20 protein-coding genes are annotated in these 19,358 nt (G+C 60.9%); 7 read left to right on the forward strand and 13 right to left on the reverse strand.

The genetic code is table 11. From position 1 onward, the window contains the following. Positions 1-5 precede the first annotated feature (5 nt). Positions 6-1,232 carry an ERF family protein gene (locus OWC48_RS38495; RefSeq protein WP_282524661.1) on the reverse strand — a complete coding sequence of 409 codons (1,227 nt, stop codon included), beginning with the start codon at positions 1,230-1,232 and terminating at the stop codon, positions 6-8. Next, on the reverse strand, positions 1,216-2,040 hold the full coding sequence (locus OWC48_RS38500; protein ID WP_282524662.1) for a YqaJ viral recombinase family protein: 825 nt from the start codon (positions 2,038-2,040) through the stop codon (positions 1,216-1,218). The genes OWC48_RS38495 and OWC48_RS38500 overlap by 17 nt, the downstream gene beginning before the upstream one ends. A gap of 106 nt (positions 2,041-2,146) precedes the next feature. Here OWC48_RS38500 and OWC48_RS38505 point away from each other — a divergent pair, with 106 nt between their 5' ends. Both OWC48_RS38505 and OWC48_RS38510 read left to right on the forward strand, forming a co-directional pair. Beyond that, a complete protein-coding gene (locus tag OWC48_RS38505; protein WP_306664666.1) occupies positions 2,147-2,371 on the forward strand; it encodes a helix-turn-helix transcriptional regulator in 225 nt (74 codons plus the stop codon). Positions 2,372-2,429: 58 nt separating this feature from the next. Beyond that, positions 2,430-2,936: an HAD family hydrolase gene (locus tag OWC48_RS38510; protein WP_282524664.1), complete on the forward strand. Its 507-nt coding sequence runs from the start codon at positions 2,430-2,432 to the stop codon at positions 2,934-2,936. A 391-nt stretch (positions 2,937-3,327) separates the two neighbouring features. Here OWC48_RS38510 and OWC48_RS47230 read toward each other — a convergent pair whose 3' ends face one another. Next, positions 3,328-3,660 carry a recombinase family protein gene (locus OWC48_RS47230; protein ID WP_368860680.1) on the reverse strand — a complete coding sequence of 111 codons (333 nt, stop codon included), beginning with the start codon at positions 3,658-3,660 and terminating at the stop codon, positions 3,328-3,330. Between the two features lie 158 nt (positions 3,661-3,818). On the opposite strand from OWC48_RS47230, the gene OWC48_RS38515 reads away from it, so the two are divergent. Continuing rightward, positions 3,819-4,064, forward strand: a complete 246-nt coding sequence (locus OWC48_RS38515; protein ID WP_282524665.1) for a hypothetical protein — start codon at positions 3,819-3,821, stop codon at positions 4,062-4,064. Positions 4,065-4,364: 300 nt separating this feature from the next. Here the strand turns inward: OWC48_RS38515 and OWC48_RS38520 are convergent, their stop codons facing one another. The 3 genes from OWC48_RS38520 to OWC48_RS38530 all read right to left on the reverse strand — a co-directional run bounded on the left by OWC48_RS38520 (position 4,365) and on the right by OWC48_RS38530 (position 6,669). Then, positions 4,365-5,567 (reverse strand): acyltransferase, encoded by a 1,203-nt coding sequence (locus OWC48_RS38520; protein WP_282524666.1) that lies wholly within the window; start codon positions 5,565-5,567, stop codon positions 4,365-4,367. A gap of 24 nt (positions 5,568-5,591) precedes the next feature. After that, complete coding sequence (locus OWC48_RS38525) at positions 5,592-6,038, reverse strand: hypothetical protein (protein ID WP_282524667.1); 447 nt, start codon at positions 6,036-6,038, stop codon at positions 5,592-5,594. An 82-nt stretch (positions 6,039-6,120) separates the two neighbouring features. Then, on the reverse strand, positions 6,121-6,669 hold the full coding sequence (locus OWC48_RS38530; RefSeq protein WP_282524668.1) for an SGNH/GDSL hydrolase family protein: 549 nt from the start codon (positions 6,667-6,669) through the stop codon (positions 6,121-6,123). Positions 6,670-6,883: 214 nt separating this feature from the next. Between OWC48_RS38530 and OWC48_RS38535 the strand changes: the two genes are divergently transcribed. Beyond that, on the forward strand, positions 6,884-7,375 hold the full coding sequence (locus OWC48_RS38535; RefSeq protein ID WP_282524669.1) for a hypothetical protein: 492 nt from the start codon (positions 6,884-6,886) through the stop codon (positions 7,373-7,375). Between the two features lie 83 nt (positions 7,376-7,458). Further along, the gene (locus OWC48_RS38540) at positions 7,459-8,310 is read left to right on the forward strand and encodes a hypothetical protein (RefSeq protein WP_282524670.1); all 852 of its coding nucleotides are present in this window, start codon (positions 7,459-7,461) and stop codon (positions 8,308-8,310) included. A gap of 202 nt (positions 8,311-8,512) precedes the next feature. Here the strand turns inward: OWC48_RS38540 and OWC48_RS38545 are convergent, their stop codons facing one another. Further along, positions 8,513-9,736 (reverse strand): phenylacetate--CoA ligase family protein, encoded by a 1,224-nt coding sequence (locus OWC48_RS38545; RefSeq protein WP_282524671.1) that lies wholly within the window; start codon positions 9,734-9,736, stop codon positions 8,513-8,515. An 86-nt stretch (positions 9,737-9,822) separates the two neighbouring features. Between OWC48_RS38545 and OWC48_RS38550 the strand changes: the two genes are divergently transcribed. Next, a complete protein-coding gene (locus OWC48_RS38550; protein ID WP_282524672.1) occupies positions 9,823-10,974 on the forward strand; it encodes an AGE family epimerase/isomerase in 1,152 nt (383 codons plus the stop codon). A 3-nt stretch (positions 10,975-10,977) separates the two neighbouring features. Here OWC48_RS38550 and OWC48_RS38555 read toward each other — a convergent pair whose 3' ends face one another. The 6 genes from OWC48_RS38555 to OWC48_RS38580 all read right to left on the reverse strand — a co-directional run bounded on the left by OWC48_RS38555 (position 10,978) and on the right by OWC48_RS38580 (position 18,216). After that, positions 10,978-11,817 carry an ABC transporter ATP-binding protein gene (locus OWC48_RS38555; protein WP_282524683.1) on the reverse strand — a complete coding sequence of 280 codons (840 nt, stop codon included), beginning with the start codon at positions 11,815-11,817 and terminating at the stop codon, positions 10,978-10,980. A 125-nt stretch (positions 11,818-11,942) separates the two neighbouring features. Further along, complete coding sequence (locus OWC48_RS38560) at positions 11,943-13,226, reverse strand: ABC transporter substrate-binding protein (protein WP_282524673.1); 1,284 nt, start codon at positions 13,224-13,226, stop codon at positions 11,943-11,945. 46 nt (positions 13,227-13,272) lie between these two features. Continuing rightward, positions 13,273-14,346: a branched-chain amino acid ABC transporter permease gene (locus OWC48_RS38565; protein WP_282524674.1), complete on the reverse strand. Its 1,074-nt coding sequence runs from the start codon at positions 14,344-14,346 to the stop codon at positions 13,273-13,275. A gap of 3 nt (positions 14,347-14,349) precedes the next feature. After that, positions 14,350-15,243, reverse strand: coding sequence for a branched-chain amino acid ABC transporter permease (locus tag OWC48_RS38570; RefSeq protein ID WP_027545085.1), 894 nt, complete (start codon positions 15,241-15,243; stop codon positions 14,350-14,352). A 223-nt stretch (positions 15,244-15,466) separates the two neighbouring features. Beyond that, positions 15,467-17,398, reverse strand: coding sequence for a long-chain fatty acid--CoA ligase (locus tag OWC48_RS38575; RefSeq protein ID WP_282524675.1), 1,932 nt, complete (start codon positions 17,396-17,398; stop codon positions 15,467-15,469). Further along, complete coding sequence (locus tag OWC48_RS38580) at positions 17,395-18,216, reverse strand: ABC transporter ATP-binding protein (RefSeq protein WP_282524676.1); 822 nt, start codon at positions 18,214-18,216, stop codon at positions 17,395-17,397. Before OWC48_RS38580 ends, OWC48_RS38575 begins: the two co-directional genes overlap by 4 nt. Positions 18,217-18,553: 337 nt before the next feature. On the opposite strand from OWC48_RS38580, the gene OWC48_RS38585 reads away from it, so the two are divergent. Next, the gene (locus OWC48_RS38585; RefSeq protein ID WP_282524684.1) at positions 18,554-19,228 is read left to right on the forward strand and encodes a Crp/Fnr family transcriptional regulator; all 675 of its coding nucleotides are present in this window, start codon (positions 18,554-18,556) and stop codon (positions 19,226-19,228) included. The last annotated feature ends 130 nt before the right edge of the window (positions 19,229-19,358 follow it).

Consider the following 19,358-nt stretch of genomic DNA (forward strand, 5'->3'; position numbering starts at 1 on the left):
GTCTTCTAACCTCGTAGACGAGTTGCTCGATATCCATTGAGACCCGTGGCCTCCAGCCGGGCCTGCGATGAAGCATCATAAGTGGCCGTGCTTGGCTTGGCGGGATCATGAACGGGACTAGCCGCCCATAACTCGCTGGCAACAGGCAAGGGCGATATATGCATATCCACCCACCATGCCTTTTCGTTCCCGTGCCGGTGGAGAGCCTGGTGGTGAGAGCGGCATAAGGGGACGGTGAATTCGTCGCTGACCTTGCGCCCCAATGTTCGCGGCTGGGCGAACTTGAGGTGATGGGCGTCGGACGGAGCCTGCTTGCAGATCACGCAAGGCTGTGCCCGGACAAAAGCAAGATGGGCCTTGCTTCGCTTGCGCGGAGGCTCCTTGGGGAAGGTGAGGCGCCCCTCTCTTTGATCCGCCGGCTCACCGGTATCTGGGCCTGCGATAACGGCTTGGTCTGGGGAGGGCCCTTCCACCGGTCCCTCTCCTGGGCTGCTCCCAAGCCCAGATCGAGGCATGTCGTTTTCAGTCTCGGGCCGAGCCATTTCCTCGAGCCTCATCTGATAGGCCCGCTCCAAGGCCCGGGCGTCGGCCTCCAGCAGCGTGTTCTTAAGTGGAAGGCTGGCTTTGGCCCAAGCCAGGAGGTCGTTGCTATCCCTTAGGGTCGTCAACTGGGCTAACAACCGCTCCCGTAGGTCAGCAGATTGCGGAGGCTCGAGGACCGCCGGTCGATTTAACACCGCCTTGCCCGGCTTCCCCTTGGGGCTCGGAGCCACTTGCGACCCGGCGGCAGCGGGAGGTCCGGCGATTACATCGGGGGTATCCAGATCGTCCTCACCGGCAATGCCGACCAGAGCGAACAGGGCGTAGCGACGGGCATAGGTCAAGGACGAGCCCATTCGGTGCGGAGCCTCGACGTCCTTTGCGGCGCAGACCGGCAGGTCAGAGGAAATCCATTCTCCGGAAGCATGGGCCAGTAGCGTCGAGAGGTGTATCTGACCTGAGACCTGCTCAACACGCGTGGTCTGGACCGTTGCGATCTCCTGCTGGCTCAGTGTCTTGCGGACAATGTCCAAGCCGGAGGCCAAAGAGGCGTAGCGGAAAGTCCTGTCATCCTCCCGCGGGAAGGGGGACCGGATTGTCGCCGTCAGGTTTTTTTCGGGGTTGATCAGCACAGCCTGGGCCTTGGCCAAGGCCGCAGCGAGGGCGCCTATGCGCTCACTGGACCGATGCATGAGCGACCTCCACCCGCAGAGTTTCGAAGCTAATCGCGCCAGATTTGGAGCGCTTCGCCCTTATACCGTGTCCGCTGGCTTCCTTCGCATCTTCCGGAACCAGCTTCTTCAATTCGGCTTTGGCGAGCTCATGGTCATCGTGAGCATCTCGGGTGCGCAGGTAAGTCGCGGCAAGTCCAGCCCAGGAGTTGGATGTTGCCATATCGACGATCTTGATGGCCTCGAGCCGAGGACGCGGCGTTTCAATTCCGAACAGGGCCGGTGCATCGCCGCTTTGCACGCAGCGCCAAAATTGCTTTTCGGCCGTTAAAAGAAGGTGTTGGTATAGAGGGTCAGCATGTACCGTGATTTCAACCCACTTCCCACCGCCCGTGATGATGGATAGCACCGCGGAACGTGCCGACACGACCCACATGTTGTGCTGCAGTTGAGCCATGTGCTTCTCCGCTGCAGCTTCCTCTGAAAAATTCCAAGGCAACATGAACTTGGCTTCGAATACTGCCCCGGTCTCCTGAACACGCCCGTCCAGCGTTGCTCCCATCCATTTGTGTACCGGATGCCTGACCCTTCTCTGAACGTCTTCGACGCGGTTGCCGCTGGTTCGCTCGTACCAGGTGCGGTTGAGGTCCTCTGTGGTGGTTCCAAGTTGAACGATCAGCTCGCGACTCAAATCCACCGCCTCGACCTCACCTCGTTTCTCGCGCCAGAGCCGAATGAGCTTGTCTTCGTCTTCTCCCATAATGATCCGAGCGTCGGACCCCCCAATGAAATCCCTTCTTGCATTCCGAATCTCAGCCGCGTTGATCATGAATCTCTCCATCTAAAATCGACAGAAGTGATTATAATGCACATTTTAGACAAATCAATTCTTTTTCGACATATTGGGTCAAAAGGAATTCAAGATGATTTCTCCGATGCAATGTCGAGCAGCCCGCGGCCTTTTGGACTGGAGTCAGCAGCAGTTGGCAGACCGCTCAAAAGTCGGGATCGTAACAATTCGCCAGCTTGAAGCGGGGGTTCACGAGCCTCGACGTTCGACATTGCAAGTAGTGCGCTTCGCCTTCGAAGCAGCCGGTGTAGAGTTCATTGAAGAAAATGGAGGTGGCCCGGGCGTCCGCCTCCGGAAGCCGGTACGATAGTGCTGCGAACGGAAAGGCATGCTTGCCCTTGCCTGCTCCACCCCAAGGTATCTGACAAGTGAATAGACCCGCCGTGTTCTTTGACCGTGATGGCGTCCTGAATGAGGACACGGGCTATTTGTACGAGCAAGCGAACTTCAAGTGGACGGCAGGTGCGCGCGAAGCTGTAAAGTCAGTCAACGACGCCGGATATTTTGCTTTCGTAGTCACGAACCAGTCAGGAGTTGCTAGGGGATTGTACAAGGAGGCCGATATCCAAGCTCTTCATATCTGGATGTCAGAGGAGCTGGCAAAAATTGGAGCTCAAATAGATGCGTTCGAGTATTGTCCACATCATCCCGAGGCAAGCGTTGAGCTTTATCGCACTTCGTGCACCTGCCGAAAGCCCAAGCCCGGCATGATCACGAAGATCATGAATCGTTTCCCGGTTGATTCTGCACGCAGCTTTCTCATAGGCGACAAGTTCACTGACATCGAAGCGGCGAACGGAGCGGGGATACGCGGCTACCTTTTCGAGGCCGGAAATCTTCAGCGGTTCGTCCGCAGCCATTTACCCGCCGGATAAACAAACCAATCAGGAAAGACGACCAATCACGAGACGCGGCGTACATCTTCTGACGCACAGTCGTGCAGTTGCCTCGTACAGCCCTTATGCTGAGAGGGCTGCCACTTTGTTCATGATTGCTCGCAAGACGTCCTCAATTGTAGGGCAACGATAGACTGCAAATCGGGAGCGCGGCGTCGCCGTAAGATTAATTCGTTCCTTGGCCATTTCACTCAGCGGCAATAGGAAATAGTTCGTCACCTCTCTGTTTGTGGCTGGATCCAGCCTCAGCGCCAAAATGAACTCGGCGGGTCCGATAATCCTTCGATGTACCAGCCAGGCGGGGCGTGTTGCGGCGCGATGTAGTAGCGAGCCATTCGAAGAGAAATGGCGAGCCTCCCGTCAACAGTCATCACTTTGGCGTCACCGTCCCAGACGGCCGCAGCGCCAAGTGCTCGAATGCGCGTGGCAAGCTTCGATGCCTCCTGCAGCAGTTCAGCATCAGATTGTCGGCGCGCGTCAAGGTATAGACGCTGTTGCTGATGTAGGCTTCGTCGCTCATGATATTGCGGATCATCCCTTCAGACCATGATGTTCCCCGGTGATTGGGAACTTGTTCGTTGTTTAGCAAGCGTACGATCGATGCTTGCGACCGTCGTCGGACAACAAAATCTGGGCGACGATTTGCTGCTCGTGCAGCGACCCGCGGGTGGCCGCAAACAGTCCTACGGCAATCGTTCGTCAGGAAGTACTAAGTTCGTCGAAGGTAACGACGGCCGGTTCGTAGACCTGCAAACCGGCCCCTTAATTCCCTCCTAAGAGGCGACCACCGTTTTGCCGCTAAGTTGTGGCGTCCACGCAGTTTATGATAGGGATTTCGGACCCGGCATCGCGGAGACAGATGTGCAGATCAAACTGCCTGAGACAGACCTCACGTCAGTGCAAAGCCTTGGTAGCTTTGAGCTCAAAGACGAAGGCGGCAGACACGTCGGTCAATACTTCTTCGGAAAGGGTTACGGCCGGACCGTCTTCCTATTCGGGAAGTACAAGGGCACGTTCAAGACCCACGCTGAGTGTCAAGCTTTCATTGACGGCGTGACCGCTGTCATCGATGACAACCGCGGGTCGCGCAGCGAGGCGACTAGTTGACCTGAGCTGAGTGATTGGAAGCTTGCCGTCAGCCCCGCCCAAAAAGCGGACGTTGCGCTGCCTAGCCTGAAAGGCGGCTCAATTCCACCTCTGCTGGCGGCGTCACCACCATGTACTCGCAGGTCGGCAGTACGAGTGCGACCTGGACGACGGCCCTAACCACCAGCACGAGATATCGGATCGTTCTCACCAGGCAAGGCAGCGCTGTTCTCGGTTACGTGAACGGGAAGGACGAATACTCAGCGACCATTTCCGGGACCCAAAGCCTTCAGGAATTTGCGATCGGTAACACCAAGGGCGTTACTGATGCGGCGAGTCAACAGTTTGTTGGGACAATTCGAAAGGCCGATCTTGTTTCTGGCAAGCTCTATGACACGGACTTTTCGTCGTAGAGTACAAGAAGCTCTTTCCCAGCTTTTGCGCTGGACGCTCAAGGACCCAGTACAAGGCCGCGCAAAAAGCGAAGGTCGAGAGCAGCGCCAGAAGCAGGAGCAACCCGTCTGTCCAGGAGCGGAATGACTCAGGGTGCCCGGCTGCAATGAAGAAGATGCCTTTAAACGGCGTGTGGAATAGATAAAGCGAGTATGAAATCGCGCCGACACCGATCATTGCCGGAGATCGAAGCCACGAAGTGGCAACGGTCCCCGAGCGAGTTAGAATGTTGAGAAGCGCGAGACTGTAAAGGACAGTCAAATAGCTATGGCCGAAATGATAGAGTACCTGATGCGCGATTTCAGAATGAAGGAACCAAGTATAAAATGGGGCAATGCCTAGCAATACAATCATTGCTGTTAGTAGCAGCGACTTGCGAGATTCAATGGTAGACCACTTTGAACTACGATACGCGATGGCGATTAGTCCTCCGGCGCTAAGTCCGTCAAGCCGTAGCGGCGTCAGGACGTAAGGCGCGTAGACATTTTCGGGGTAAAGGGCAAAGCAAATAGAACGGGCGCCTATAGACATCAGTCCGACGGCAATTAAGGCTGGCCAAAGAAAACGCCTGGGCAGGAAGAAAATTATAGCTGGCGCGACTAAGTAGAACTGCTCCTCAATGGTTAGTGACCATGTTGCGCTGATGCCGGCTGGGCCGAAATCGCGTATGTATGACATTACCCAGTTTTGGGAGAAGGTCAGCAGAGACCAAAGCGGCAGGTCTCGTCCTAGATAGTACGTCCGGCCAAAGATAGCGCTGGCGATTGAGAATGAAAACACAAGTAGCAGGTATGGGGGAAGAATGCGCAGGGCGCGCCTGGCATAAAACGTTCTGAATAGAGTTGGACTGGTACGATTATCGACGACAATTCCCACTATCAGAAAGCCGGACAGGACAAAGAACAGATCGACGCCGCTCTGTCCGAAGATGCCAAATCGCCAAATGATCTCTTGGACCGCGCCGTCTGAAGGGTCCATCAACATGCCGGTGAAATGCCAACCCAAGACGAGCAGGATGGCAATCCCACGCAGCCCATCTAGTTCAGGAATTCGAGCGTCTGCTTTCCCCATATCGGGGGCATACCACCGCAACTGCTAATCGGGCAACCCGGTCTGTCGGGGAGCGCGCTGGTGTGGCTTCTTCGCGTTCGGGTTAAACACCCTGTACAGCCGCCCATTCGTATTCGGGTCGGTGTTGTCACTGGTCGAAAAGATGATCCCGCTGGTGTGGTTCACAGAATCAACTTCCATGTACCTGTACCGGCCGCCTCCAATCATGACGACGTCTGACACTGAGGAGTGAGCCGGTCCTAGTCTAACGCCGTTCTCGTATACCTCTATTGTTGAGGACTGCTCGACATGCTCGTCGTCAACTTCAGACCATCCGGCAGCGACGCCGACGACATAGGCGTAGTTCGTGTGATGATCGAATGGCGGCCTCAAGATCAGAGGGTCTGAAGGATCTCGCGCCAGGAAATAGGCCGCGACGAACGGCAGGCTTGAACACAAGATGAAAAGAACTGCGAAAAGTCTGTATTTCACGAAATAGACCCGGTCGTATCGGTGCGCGACCGGAACCTACCATCTCAACCCTTGATAGAGCAACCCAAGCCGCCTCGCCATTCTAGTTCTTGCCGGACGAACGTAGGATCTCGGCTACGATCGATTGAACCCAAAGCCTCGAAACAGAACGCGTTGGATGGGTGCCATCAACGGTCTGCCCGGTCGGCGGGTCGATAACAACAAGAGGAGCGTATGGTTTAAGAACAGACAACAGATTTTTCATGTTCTGCTGTCTGTTCGGATTGGTCGTGTCGTTCGCGCCAATTGCTACGATGATAAGAGACGGTTGCGAACCTTCGAATATTTTGGAAGCCAGCGCGGCATAATCGGCAATTGTTGCGCCGCCTATGCCGGCGTTGATGAGTGGCCTACCATCCAGATCGTTCGGAAAACTCGCCATCTCTGTGATGCTGTCGCCGACAATGACGATTGGGCGATCCGCATCTGCTAGGTGTGCCCGAATTACAGCCCGTCTAACGTCCTGATGATCGTGGAAAGTATGCTGGGAGAGTATGCCGATTTTGGTCTGGAGCCGATGAAACTCCGAGAAATACGCGACAAGGGCGATCGATAGGGTCGCAGACAATATCCAAGGGATGGCGCGCTTCATGGGCGTCATTCCTACCACCGCAACCACTAATCGAACAACCCAAGCCGCCTTTCGGGCGGCTTTTTCTATGGAGTTTCCATGACTGAACCAGCCTCGACCGCTTGTGGGGCAGTGCCCTCGCCATCAAGTGGGGGGCTGCAAAGAAGCCTGTGACACTTAACGACGGCAAGGGCAGGCAACAATATCGCAGTGTTCCGCAGGCACCTGCGCGCAAATGGATCTCTGGCGCACGTCGCCGAACTACCGGAACAAGCGCTTCGCGGATGCAATCACAATCTGGTCCGGTCACAACTCGGTCGAAAGCTACATCAGTTTCGTGCTTCTCCGCACGCCCGGCATGACCCGCGGCACCATTATGGATGATGCGTTTTGGTGCGGACCGCTCGCGATCCCATTCCTGAAAGCGCAGGCATGGAACGAGGCCGGCAAGCCGTACCCCAGCGTAGCCGATTCGAGAGGTCCCGGCTCCGGGCCACTTGGAAGCCGGTTCGGAAAGGAAACTGATCGAAGAAGCCAGCAAAAGTCCCGGCCGACAGCGATGGAGAGACGAGCGACAAACCGTTTCGCAAGCCCGGCTTTGGTCGGGATTCACTTTGGGCTCGCTAAAGATGTGGATATCGCGGCGGCGGAGCTGGACGTTTCTGCTGTATGGAAGAAAAGTCCCGCTTTCGATCATCGGCTCAGGAAGCCGCGCGGGCTCTCGTAGCCTGTCCCGGTTCTTGTAGGAAGTTTTCAAGTCGTATCGGGAAGGGAGGAGGTTCCGCGTTTATCAACACGGAGAATTGGCTCATGTCCCACGACCTGCCGCTCAGCAAACGCGCTGCCGGTTCACGAAAAGCTCTCACCGCGAAAACGCCGAACGCGATGAAGCACGGCGCCTTCTCATCAATTGATCTGCTACCTTGGGAGAGTCCGGAAGAGTTTGCCGCGCTTCGTCGTGGGCTGTTCGAGAAATACAGCCCGGACGGTCCGCTCCAGGAAGATTGCATGGCAAGCATCGCTTCGCTGATGTGGCGCAAGCGTCGAGTTCAGAAGAAGCGTGAGATCGATTTGGCCGCTGAGCTTGATCGCGCAGAGAACAGCATTCTTTGGAAGCACCCGCTGCCTCTCTGCGATGATCAGATGGAATTGACGAAACAACAACTCGCGCACATGCGTGATGGCGACGGGACTAAACGCTGCATCCGAGTCTCCGAGGAATACGATGAGCTCGTCAGCTTTAGCTGTAGCCTCTATCGTGAGTTGGGACCCTCGATCTTTCGGATCAAAATTGGGGGCTTACCATCCGAATTTGCAGACCACTTGAACAAGACCTGCCCGGAGGAGAACTACGAGACTACTTCTCACTGGGTCGCTGCGGTTAAGAGGGAAGTTGATACGGTTTTGCTGCCCTTGGTGCGGAAGCGCTATCCCGCTCCAGTTTCCAACCGCTATTACGAAGCAGCCTTGAAAGTGATGAACCAGGAACGTCTCCTTTCAGACCTTGCTGCCGAAGAACGCATTGAGCGGAATGTCGATCAGCTCCTCGGACGATTCTTCAAATTGCAAATGGCGGACGAGGTGGCGGCGCATAGGAAGAATTCGTCCGCTCGGATGATTGAAGGATCATTCAGCTCCGGAAAAGCTGCTAACTCTGACTAACATTGGCGGCAGAGTTGCAGTTGTTTCGCTTATCTTGGCACCTGCAGATCGCGCCGCCATTTTAAATGCGTGTGTTGATACAACGTTCGCCAATTGCGAGTACTTCTGCAAATCGAGCAGTGTAAGGCATTGAAGTTGCGTCTATGGTCTCAAGAGATCAAAATGAATGCAGGTCGAGTTCCGGTCTCTTCCAGCCGCTGGCTCACCGTTCGTCCGCGATCACCTTGCCGTCGTTCGGCAGCGCGCCCGGGCTGACCAGCTCGACATTGCCGCCGAGTTTCGTCACCGCGCGCAGGGTGCCTGCAATTTCCTCGCGCAGGGCGTCGCTCGCGGCCGCAGTTTCCGCGCGCAGCGTCATGGCATCGGCCTCGCCCTGGCGCATGACGACGAGGCGCAGGCGGCCGAGCGCGGCATGGCGTTTGCCGATCTCGGCGACCTGCTCGGGGCGGACGAACATGCCCTTGACCTTGGTGGTCTGGTCGGCGCGGCCCATCCAGCCCTTGATGCGCATGTTGGTACGGCCGCATTTGCTCTGGCCCGGCAGCGCTGCCGTGAGGTCGCCGAGCGCGAGACGGATCCAGGGATGGTGCGGATCGAGCGAGGTCACCACGATCTCGCCGACGTCGCCCGGCGCGACGGGATCGCCGGTGCCGGGTTTGACGATCTCCATGATCAGATCCTCGTTCACCACCATGCCCTCGCGCGCCTCGGTCTCGAAGGCGATGAGGCCGAGGTCGGCGGTGCCGAAGGCCTGGTAGGCGTCGATGCCGCGTGCCTTGATTTCGGCCTGGAGCGAGGGCGGGAAGGCCGCACCCGAGACCAGCGCGCGCTTGATCGAGGAGACGTCGCGCCCCGAGCTTGCTGCGGCATCGAGCAGAATCTTGAGAAAGTCCGGCGTGCCGCTGTAGCCGACCGGGCGGTAGGCCTCGATCAGCTCGAATTGCTGCTCGGTATTGCCGGGGCCCGCCGGGATCACCGCGCAGCCGAGCGCGCGGGCCGAGGCATCGAAGATGAAGCCGCCGGGGGTGAGGTGGTAGCTGAAGGTGTTGAGCACGATGTCGTCGGGGCGGAACCCGGCCGCGAACAGCGCCCGCGCACCGCGCCAGGGATCGGCCTGCCGCCCTTCAGGCTCGAAGATCGGACCGGGAGAGGTGAAGAGGCGGGCGAACGATCCCGGGGCTGCCGGCACGAAGCCACCGAAGGGCGCAGAGGCCTTGTGCAGGGCGGGGAGCTCCGATTTGCGCAGCACCGGCAGGCCCGCCAGCGCCGCCCTGGAGGTCACAGCGGCCGGATCTATGCCCTTCAGCCGTTCGGCATAGGCGGGCGCGGCCATCGCGCCGCGCAGCACGTCCGGCAGGCGGGAGAACAGCTCCGCCTCGCGCACGGCCGGTTCGCGCGTCTCGCGGGCGTCGTAATGGGCGGTCATGGCTGGTCTTTCCGGGTTGGCATCCGTTGCACGCCGCCGCTGGCATGGGTATCAGACGGCCAGTGTCGAGGCGTGGAGGGGACGCGATGGCGGACGAAGGCATCATTGTGGCTGACGAGGCGGCAGACGTCGTCGCGCGCCTGAAGCGCCGCATGATCGACGAGGCGCTGCCGCTGTGGTCGTCCGTCGGCTGGGACGATGCGGCAGGCGGTTTCGTCGACCGGCTGCACCGTGACGGCACGGCCGACGCGGCCGCGCCGCGGCGCGTGCTCGTGCAGGCGCGCCAGATCTATTGTTACGCCAAGGCGGCGCAGATGGGCTGGTATCCTGAGGGGCGCGCCATCGCGCTGAAGGGACTGGAGCAGCTGCTCAGCAAAGCGAAGGCGCCCGACGGCCGGCCCGGCTATGTGCACCGGCTGACGCCGGACGGCGCCGTGCTGGACGGCCGGCGCGATGCTTACGACCACGCCTTCATCCTGTTTGCGCTCGCGGCCGTCTACGGGCTCGACCAGGATGCGCAAATTCGCGTCGAGATCGACGCGCTGCTCGCCTTCCTCGACGGCCATCTGCGCTCGCCGCATGGCGGCGTGCATGAAGGCCTGCCGGTCTCGCTGCCGCGCCGGCAGAACCCGCACATGCATCTGTTCGAGGCGATGATCGCGTGCTTCGATGCGACCCACCATCTGTCGTTCCAGAACCGCGCCGGCGAGTTCTTCGCGCTGTTCCTCGCCAATCTCTACGACAAGCAGAAGCGGATCCTGACGGAGTATTTCGAGGAGGACTGGTCCAAGATCGAGCCGGTCAGCGTCGAGCCCGGCCATCAGGCCGAGTGGGTCTGGCTGCTGAAAGGGTTTGAACGCATCACGGGTTGCCCGACCGGACAGCGTCGCGCCGAACTGCTCGCGACCGCGCTGCGCTATCGCGACGAGGCCACGGGGTGCCTGGTCGACGAGGGCGATGCCAGCGGCAACATCCGTCGCAGCACGCGCCGGCTGTGGCCGCAGACCGAGATGGCCAAGGCATGGATCGCGCAGGCCGAGTCCGGCGAGGCGGGCGCTGCGGACGAGGCGCGCGCGGCGCTGGTGCGGCTCGAACGGCATTATCTCAGCCATCCCGTGAAGGGCGGCTGGTACGACCAGTTCGATCGCGACGGCAAATCGCTGGTCGACACCATTCCTGCGTCGTCGTTCTATCATGTTCTCTGCGCAGTCACGGAAGCGGAGCAGGTGCTGAGCTGAGTTTCACAGCCACCGTTTGCGCCGCTTGAAACTCTTGAGGTTCTTGAAGCTCTTGCGCTGATCGCCGGCGCCGCCGAGGTAGAACTCCTTGACGTCCTCGTTGTCGCGCAGTTCGTCCGCGGTGCCGTCGAGCACGACCTTGCCCTGTTCCATGATGTAGCCGTGGCTCGCCACCGACAGCGCGGCGCGGGCGTTCTGCTCGACCAGCAGGATGGTGACGCCGAGGTCGCGGTTGATCTTCTGGATGATCGAGAACACCTCTTTCACCAGCAGCGGCGACAGGCCCATCGAGGGCTCGTCCATCAAGATCATCTTCGGCCGCGCCATCAGCGCGCGGCCGATCGCAAGCATCTGCTGCTCGCCGCCTGAGAGATAACCGGCAAGGCCGGTGCGCTCCTTCAGGCGCGGGAAATAGTTGAAGACCATGTCGAGATCGGCATCGACCTCGCGATCCCTGCGGGTGAAGGCGCCGAGCCTGAGGTTTTCGAGCGACGTCATGTCGGCGACGATGCGCCGGCCCTCCATCACCTGGAAGATGCCGCGACGCACGATCTTGTCGGGATCGATGCCGGCGATAGCGGAGCCCTCGAACAGGATCTCGCCACGCGTGACCTCGCCGTCCTCGGTCTTGAGCAGCCCCGAGATCGCCTTCAGCGTCGTCGACTTGCCGGCGCCATTGGCGCCCAACAACGCCACGATCGCGCCCTTGGGCACGTCGAGGCTGAGGCCGCGCAGCACCAGGATGACGTCGTCATAGACGACCTCGATGTTGCGGACGGCGAGGAGGGGCGGTGCGGGCACGACGGTCGGGGAGGACCGTGTTGCATCGATGATTTCGGTCATTGGGTATGCCGCCAATCTGCTACTGTCGTCATGCTCGGGCTTGTCCCGCGCATCCACGTTCTTCATGCCGAGTGCCCAGACGTGGATGGCCGGGACAAGCCCGGCCATGACGTCGGAGATAGCGCTCACCACCCCAGCAATTCCGGCTTGCGCGGCAGCTCGACGGTCTTGACCTTCTCGAGCTTGATCGTGCCCTTGGCCATGAGATCGTTGAGGTCGCCGTCGGTCGCACCCGTGATCTTGGTGCGATAGAGGTCGACCTTCAACGTGCCGCGGTGGTCCTTGTCGGTCCAGGTCGAGGGATTGCAGACGCCGTCCATTCCGGCCGGCACCCAGTCCTTCTTCTGGTAGAAGCCCTTGGCGACGTTCTCGCCGGTCGCCCCGCCGTTCTTGGCGGCCCAGTCGAGCGCCTCCCTCATGTAGAGCGCCGAGCAGACCGCCGCGATGTAATGCACCGGTCGGTAGACCTTGCCGGTGGGGTCGGACATCTTCGAGATCTCCATCACGGTCTTCATGCCGGGCGCATCGCCGCCCCAACTCACCGCGGTGCGCAGCGGGAAGATCACGCCGTTGGCGGCATCGCCGGCGGTCTTGGCGGCGTTCTCGTCCATGCCCCAGACATTGCCGAGGAACTGAATCTCGACGCCGGCGGTCTTGCAAGCCTTCAGGACGGAGATGTTGGAAGCCGCGGTGTTGCCGAGATAGGCGTAGTTGGCACCGGAGGATTTCAGGCTCAGGCACTGCGCGCTGTAGTCACCCGGGGTGAGCGCGAACACCAGCGGCGGCAGCACCTCGAAGCCGAGCTCCTGCGCCATGGCTTCGCCTGCGGCCTTCGGCGCGTTCGGATAGGGGTGGTTGGCGCCCATGTGCACGAACTTCGGCTTGCCGGGCTTGCCCTTGGCCTTCCAGTCCTCGGCCGCCCACATCAACATCGCGCGCAGCGAGTCCGAATAGCTCGGGCCGTAGAAGAAATTGTAGGGCGCAGGCTTGGCCTTGCCGCTCACGCCCTCGGGATCGGTGAGGGCTGCGGCATAGGAGCCGGAGAGGTCGGGGATCTTGTCCTGGGCGAGGAAGCCGGTCAGCGCTTCGGTGTCCGCGGTGCCCCAGCCCATGATCGCGGCGACCTTGGAGTCCGGCGCCGACCATTTCTTGTAGAGCGCGATCGCGCGCGGCACCTGGTAGCCGTAGTCGTTGGTATCGACGTTGAGCTGCTTGCCGCTGACGCCGCCGTTCTTGTTGACCCAGGCGAAGGTGTCGGCGACGGCCTGGCCGTAGGGCGTGCCGACGTCGGAGGTGCCGCCGGAATAATCGGCGAGATGGCCGATCGCGATCTGCGCCTGCGCGCCGGCCGAGAACGCGGCGATGGCCAGCGCGAGCGATGCAGTGCTCAAAAGGGATTTTGTCTTCATTGGTTGCCTCCTCCTGTTTTTTCGTTGGTTAGAGAGTTGCCCGCGCTCAATGCGAGAACGGGTAGAGTTTCCAATACGCCTTGATCTGCCGCCAGCGATGGGCGAGCCCGTCCGGCTCGAACATCAGGAACGCGATGATGATCACTCCGATCGCGATCTCGCGCAGGAAGGTGATGTTGGTGTTGAGCGACAGCGCCTTGTCGATCGCCCCGCCCTTGAGGTAGTGGCTGATGAATTCCATCGCCTCCGGCAGCAGCACCACGAAAGCGGTGCCCATCAGCGTGCCCATGATCGAGCCGGTGCCGCCGATGATGATCATGGCGAGGAACAGGATCGAGCGCTCGATGCCGAAACCCTCCTGCGAGACCACGAGCTGGTAATGCGCATAGAGCGCGCCCGCGATGCCGGCGAAGAAGGCGGCGAGGCCGAACGACAGCGTACGGTATTTGGTGAGGTTGATGCCCATGATCTCGGCGGAGAGATAATGGTCGCGGATCGCCACCAGCGCGCGGCCGTCGCGTGTGCGCATCAGATTGGTGACGAGGATGTAGCTCGCGATCACATAGGCCAGCACGACATAGAAATATTGCCTATCGCCGCGCAGCGTGAAGCCGAAGATCGAGAACGGATTGGCGCTGGCCGGCACCGAGCCGCCGGTGAACCACTCCGCGCGGGAGAAGAAGTCGAGCAGGATGTATTGCGCCGCCAGCGTTGCGATGACGAGGTAGAGCCCCTTCAATCGCGCCGCTGGGATGCCGAAGATCAGCCCGACCAGCGCGGTGACGACGCCCGCAAGCGGGATCGCGAAGAACACCGGGATCGGCGCTTTGTTGGAGATGTAAGCCGAGGTGAAGGCGCCGAGCAGGAAAAAGGCGGCATGGCCGATCGAGATCTGGCCGGTGAAGCCCACCAGGATGTTGAGGCCGAGCGCCGCGATCGAGAAGATGCCGATCTGGATCAGGATGCTGAGCCAGTACCCGCCGAGGAATTGTGGCACGAGGCAGAGCAACAGCACGCCGATGATCGCAAAGTTGCGGCTGGTCGTGGTCGGGAAGATCGTGGTGTCCGCCGCGTAAGAGGTGCGGAAATCACCAGCACGGATGAGGGCAGGGCCGGCCATGGATCAGATCCGCTCGATGTCGTGGGTGCCGAACAGGCCGTAGGGCTTGATCATCAGCACGATGATGAGGACGTAGAACGGTGCGATCTCGTAGAGATTGCCCCAGTGCAGATACTCGCTGTCGACATATTGCGCGATGTTCTCGAGCAAGCCGATGATGATGCCGCCGAGCACGGCGCCGCCGACGGAATCGAGCCCGCCGAGGATCGCCGCCGGGAACACCTTGATGCCGTAGGCGGCGAGGCCTGAGGACACGCCGTTGACGACGGCGACCACCACGCCCGCGACCGCCGACACCGTCGCGGAGATCGCCCAGGCCATCGCGAACACGCTCTTGACGGAGATGCCGAGCGATTGCGCGACCTGCTGGTTGAACGCGGTGGCGCGCATGGCGAGGCCGTACTTGGAGGCGCGGAAGAACCAGGCCATGCCGATCATCATCGCGACCGAGACCACCAGGCTCATGACATAGACGGTCTGGATCTGAAGCCCGAACAGGCTGACCGACTGGCTCTCGAACACGCGCGGGAACGGTTGCGGATTGACGCCGAACATCCATTTCAGCGTGGCCTGGAGCACGGTCGAGAGGCCGATCGTCACCATGATCACCGAGATGATGGGTTCGCCGATCATCGGTCTCAGGATCAGCACCTGGATCGCGATGCCGAATACGAACATGAACACCAGCGTCATCGGCATGCCGATCCAGAACGGCACCTGGTATTTCGCAAGCAGCGCCCAGCACACCCAGGCGCCGACCAGCAGCAATTCGCCTTGCGCGAAGTTGACGACCTGCGTCGCCTTGTAGATCAGCACGAACGACATCGCGACCACGCCGTAGAGCGTGCCGACCACGAGGCCGTTGACCAGGAGCTGGATGAGGAAGGCGGTGTTCATGTCGATGTCCGCGCAAAATGCAGAAGCGATGACGGTACGCCCTCTCCCCTTGTGGGAGAGGGTGGCTTCGCGAAGCGAAGACGGGTGAGGGGTTCTCTCGGCAGCGACGGTGCGGAGAGAGGACCCCTCACCCGAGTGAGGGGGTGGCGAGCGGCCGAGATGCCCTCTCCCACAAGGGGAGAGGGCGCACCGGTTGGCAGCGCGGTCTCGGTTCGAAGCAGGCTCACTCCGCAGCCTCCGCCATATGCCCATGCCCGCCCAGATCCACCACGCGCAGCGTCGTTCGCACGCGTTGTGTGGTGCCGTCCTGGAAGCGGATCACGGTGTCGACGGGGATGTCGGCGTCGCCGCGGTAGATCGCGTTGATGATGCCTTCGTATTTCTCGTTGATGACGCTGCGGCGCACCTTTCGGGTGCGGGTGAGCTCGCCGTCGTCGGCGTCCAGCTCCTTGTAGAGCAGCAGGAAGCGCGAGATGCGTTGCGCCGGCGGCAATGTGGCGTTGACGGTCTCGACTTCCTTCTTGAGCAGCGCGTAGACCTCCGGCCGTGAAGCTAGGTCGCTGTAGGTCGTGAACGAGAGGCGGCTCTTCTCCGCCCATTTCGAGATGATGGAGTAACGGATGCAGATCATCGCCGCGAGCGTGTCGCGGCCGGCCCCTAACACCACGGCCTCCGCGATATAGGGCGAGAACTTCAGCTTGTTCTCGATGAACTGCGGCGAGAAGCGCTCGCCGCGCGAGGTCTCGGCGAGATCCTTGATGCGGTCGATGACGACGAGCTGGCGGTTCGCGTTGAAGTAGCCGGCGTCACCGGACAGCATCCACCCGTCCTTGATGTCGGCGACGCTCGCCTCGGGGTTCTTGTAGTAGCCGAGGAACATGTTGGGATGCCGCACCACGATCTCGCCGACGCCGTGGACGTCGGCATTGTCGATGCGGATCTCCACGCTGTCGGCCATCGGCACGCCTGTCGTGTCGGGGTCGACCTTGCCCTCGGGATGCAGCGTGTAGGCCCCTAACAGTTCGGTCTGGCCGTAGAGCGTGCGCAGCGGCACGCCCATGGCCTGGAAGAACTTGAAGGTATCAGGGCCGAGCGCTGCGCCGCCGGTCGCGGCTGAACGCAGACGGGTAAAGCCGAGACGATCGCGGAGCGCACGCAACAGGATTGCGTCGGCAAAGCTCGAACGTTTGCCGTCTGCGAGCGCGGCGAGGCCGCTTTTCATGCCGACGTCGAACAGGCGCTGCTTGAAAGGCGTTGCGTCCATCACCTTGGCGCGGACGTCGGCAGCGATGGATTCCCAGACGCGTGGCGCGAACAGCACGAACGTCGGCGCGATTTCGCGCAGATCGTTCATCATCGTATCAGGCTCTTCGACGAAGTTGATCTTCATCCGGCACAAGAGGCCTTTGCCGAGCACATAGACCTGCTCCATGATCCAGGGTAGCGGCAGCACGGAGACGTATTCGTCGTCCGGCCCCTTCGGATCGAAGGCGAGATAGGTCGCGCAATGGCCGAGCACGCGGCCGGCGGCGAGCATGGCGAGCTTCGGGTGCGAGGTGGTGCCCGACGTGGTGCAGAGAATTGCGACATCCTCGCCCTTGGTGGCATCGACGAGGCGATCGTAGAGCTCCGGCTCGCGCGTGGCGCGACCGCGACCGCGTTCGGCGAACTCTTCCGCCGACATCAGTCTGGGATCGTCGTATTTCCGCATGCCGCGCGGATCGGAATAGATGATGTGCTTCAGCCGCGGGACCCGCTCGGCAAGCGCGAGCAGCTTGTCGACCTGCTCTTCGTCCTCGGCGAAAACGACCTGCGCCTCGCCATAGTTGAGGAGGTAGGAGGCTTCCTCGTCCAGCACGTCGCGATAGAGCCCGAGGCTCAATCCACCGATGGCGTGGGTCGCCACTTCCGCCGCGACCCAGTCCGGCCGGTTGTCGCCGATGATGCCGATGACGTCCTCGCGCCCCAAGCCCAATTCGATGAGGCCGAGCGCAAAGTCGCGTACGCGGGTGTTGTAGTCATTCCAGGTGAAGATGCGCCAGAGCCCGAGATCCTTTTCGCGCAACGCGATCTCGTTGCCGTGCTCCCTGGCATTGAGCCGCAGCATCTTCGGATAGGTGTCGGCCTGCGCGACGCGGCCCGCGTAATCCATCATGCCGCACTCTCCTGCGCCGGCGGAGCATCGTCCGGATCGACCAGCACCTCGTCCTCCTCGCCGAGATAGGCGCGCCTGACGTGGGGATCGGCGAGCACGGCGGCCGGATCGCCCTCGGCGATCTTGCGGCCGAAATCCAGCACCATGACGCGGTGGGAGATGTCCATCACCACGCCCATGTCGTGCTCGATCATCACCACCGTCATCCCGAACTCCTCGTTGAGGTCGACGACGTAGCGGGCCATGTCCTCTTTCTCCTCGAAGTTCATGCCGGCCATCGGCTCGTCGAGGAGAATGAGGCGCGGCTCCAGCGCCATGGCACGGGCGAGCTCGACGCGTTTGCGCAGGCCGTAGGAGAGGGTGCCGGCTTGCGCCTTTCGCACCGACTGGAGATCGAGGAAGTCGATGATCTCCTCGACCTTGCGGCGGTGCTCGAGTTCTTCCTTGCGCGCGCCGGTGAGCCAGTACAGCGATCCCGTGAGGAAATTGTTTTTCAGAAGGTGATGGCGCCCGACCATGATGTTGTCGAGCACGCTCATGTGGTGGAACAGGGCCAGATTCTGGAAGGTGCGGCCGATGCCGAGCGTGGGGCGCGCGTTCGGCGTCAGCCCTGTGATGTCGCGGCCCCGGTAGAACAGCTGGCCCTCGGTCGGCTTGTAGCGACCGGAAATACAATTCACGATCGAAGTCTTGCCGGCGCCGTTGGGGCCGATGATCGAGAACAGCTCGCCGTCATTGATGGCAAAGCTGACATCGGTCAGCGCACGGACGCCGCCGAATCGCAAGGACACGCCGCGCACTTCGAGACTGGTAGCCACCAAACAAATCCCTCCCGGTGATGGCGCATTCAGCGGCGCTCTTCGTCCGTTCCTGTCGGGCGATCCTAGTACGGCCGTGCCGGTGAGGCCATGCAGCTATTGGTCTCGACCGGCGCCGCGCCACTCTTGCTCCCGATCGGGATCAAAAGCCGCATCGCCCAAGGTGGTCCTCAATAGGGGAAAGCGCTATTTTGAAATGTCTCCGGCCTGACAATTCTGCGACAAAGTTTTTTCAGGCGGGAGTGGCCTTCATCTTTCGTCGGATGGTGGTCGAAGTGATTGTGTTGCAGTGCAGCAGAGAGATTGGGTGGCGAACGGTGCGGCTGGCTTCGGCATCATGATTTCAGAGGATCAACTGAAGCGGGTCGCCGCCTGGTCGCGCGAGCTCACGGACGCGGAGATCGAGGTCGCCCGCACCGGGATCACGGAACGGTCCTACCGCACCGGTGAGACCGTGTTCATGCGCGGCGATACGTTCGGCTATTGGGCGGGCATGGTGAGCGGCCTGGCACGGATGGGCGGGGTCTCGCGCGACGGCAAGGAGACGAGCCTTGCGGGGCTGACGGCCGGAGCCTGGTTCGGCGAGGGCAGCGTGCTCAAGAACGAGCCGCGCCGCTACGACGTGGTCGCGCTACGCGACAGCCGCGTCGCGCTGATGGAACGCAGCGCCTTCATGTGGCTGTTCGAGAACAGCGTCGGCTTCAACCGCTTCCTGGTACGCCAGCTCAACGAGCGGCTCGGCCAGTTCATCGGCATGCTCGAGGTCAACCGCACGCTGGATGCCACCGCACGCCTCGCGCGCAGCATCGCCTCGCTGTTCAATCCGATCCTCTATCCCGAATCCACCGCACATCTGGAGATCACCCAGGAGGAGATCGGGGCGCTCTCCGGCATGTCCCGGCAGAACGCCAACCGCGCGCTGAACCGGCTGGAGAAGGAGGGGCTGCTGCGGCTCGAATATGGCGGTGTCACCATTCTCGATGTCGAGCGGCTGCGTGGCTACGGGGATTAGCGCGTACTCATCTGTGGACGCCCCGCCAGATGCAAGCGGTTTTTGAGGAAGATTGGCACGTAGTCGGATGCTGCCATCTGTCCGGCCTCTGATGCAGCGATGGAGCTGCGGGCCTGTATGGGAGTTCGCG

Origin of the sequence: Bradyrhizobium sp. Arg816, from assembly GCF_029989365.1 — a bacterium.
Taxonomy (GTDB): Bacteria; Pseudomonadota; Alphaproteobacteria; order Rhizobiales; family Xanthobacteraceae; genus Bradyrhizobium.

Coding starts and splice junctions, on each gene's coding strand:
- OWC48_RS38495 (WP_282524661.1), bottom strand. CDS start 1,232: ATGCATCGGTCCAGTGAGCGCATAGGCGCCCTCGCTGCGGCCTTGGCC.
- OWC48_RS38500 (WP_282524662.1), bottom strand. CDS start 2,040: ATGATCAACGCGGCTGAGATTCGGAATGCAAGAAGGGATTTCATTGGG.
- OWC48_RS38505 (WP_306664666.1), top strand. CDS start 2,147: ATGCAATGTCGAGCAGCCCGCGGCCTTTTGGACTGGAGTCAGCAGCAG.
- OWC48_RS38520 (WP_282524666.1), bottom strand. CDS start 5,567: ATGGGGAAAGCAGACGCTCGAATTCCTGAACTAGATGGGCTGCGTGGG.
- OWC48_RS38530 (WP_282524668.1), bottom strand. CDS start 6,669: ATGAAGCGCGCCATCCCTTGGATATTGTCTGCGACCCTATCGATCGCC.
- OWC48_RS38535 (WP_282524669.1), top strand. CDS start 6,884: ATGGATCTCTGGCGCACGTCGCCGAACTACCGGAACAAGCGCTTCGCG.
- OWC48_RS38540 (WP_282524670.1), top strand. CDS start 7,459: ATGTCCCACGACCTGCCGCTCAGCAAACGCGCTGCCGGTTCACGAAAA.
- OWC48_RS38545 (WP_282524671.1), bottom strand. CDS start 9,736: ATGACCGCCCATTACGACGCCCGCGAGACGCGCGAACCGGCCGTGCGC.
- OWC48_RS38550 (WP_282524672.1), top strand. CDS start 9,823: ATGGCGGACGAAGGCATCATTGTGGCTGACGAGGCGGCAGACGTCGTC.
- OWC48_RS38555 (WP_282524683.1), bottom strand. CDS start 11,817: ATGACCGAAATCATCGATGCAACACGGTCCTCCCCGACCGTCGTGCCC.
- OWC48_RS38560 (WP_282524673.1), bottom strand. CDS start 13,226: ATGAAGACAAAATCCCTTTTGAGCACTGCATCGCTCGCGCTGGCCATC.
- OWC48_RS38565 (WP_282524674.1), bottom strand. CDS start 14,346: ATGGCCGGCCCTGCCCTCATCCGTGCTGGTGATTTCCGCACCTCTTAC.
- OWC48_RS38570 (WP_027545085.1), bottom strand. CDS start 15,243: ATGAACACCGCCTTCCTCATCCAGCTCCTGGTCAACGGCCTCGTGGTC.
- OWC48_RS38575 (WP_282524675.1), bottom strand. CDS start 17,398: ATGATGGATTACGCGGGCCGCGTCGCGCAGGCCGACACCTATCCGAAG.
- OWC48_RS38585 (WP_282524684.1), top strand. CDS start 18,554: ATGATTTCAGAGGATCAACTGAAGCGGGTCGCCGCCTGGTCGCGCGAG.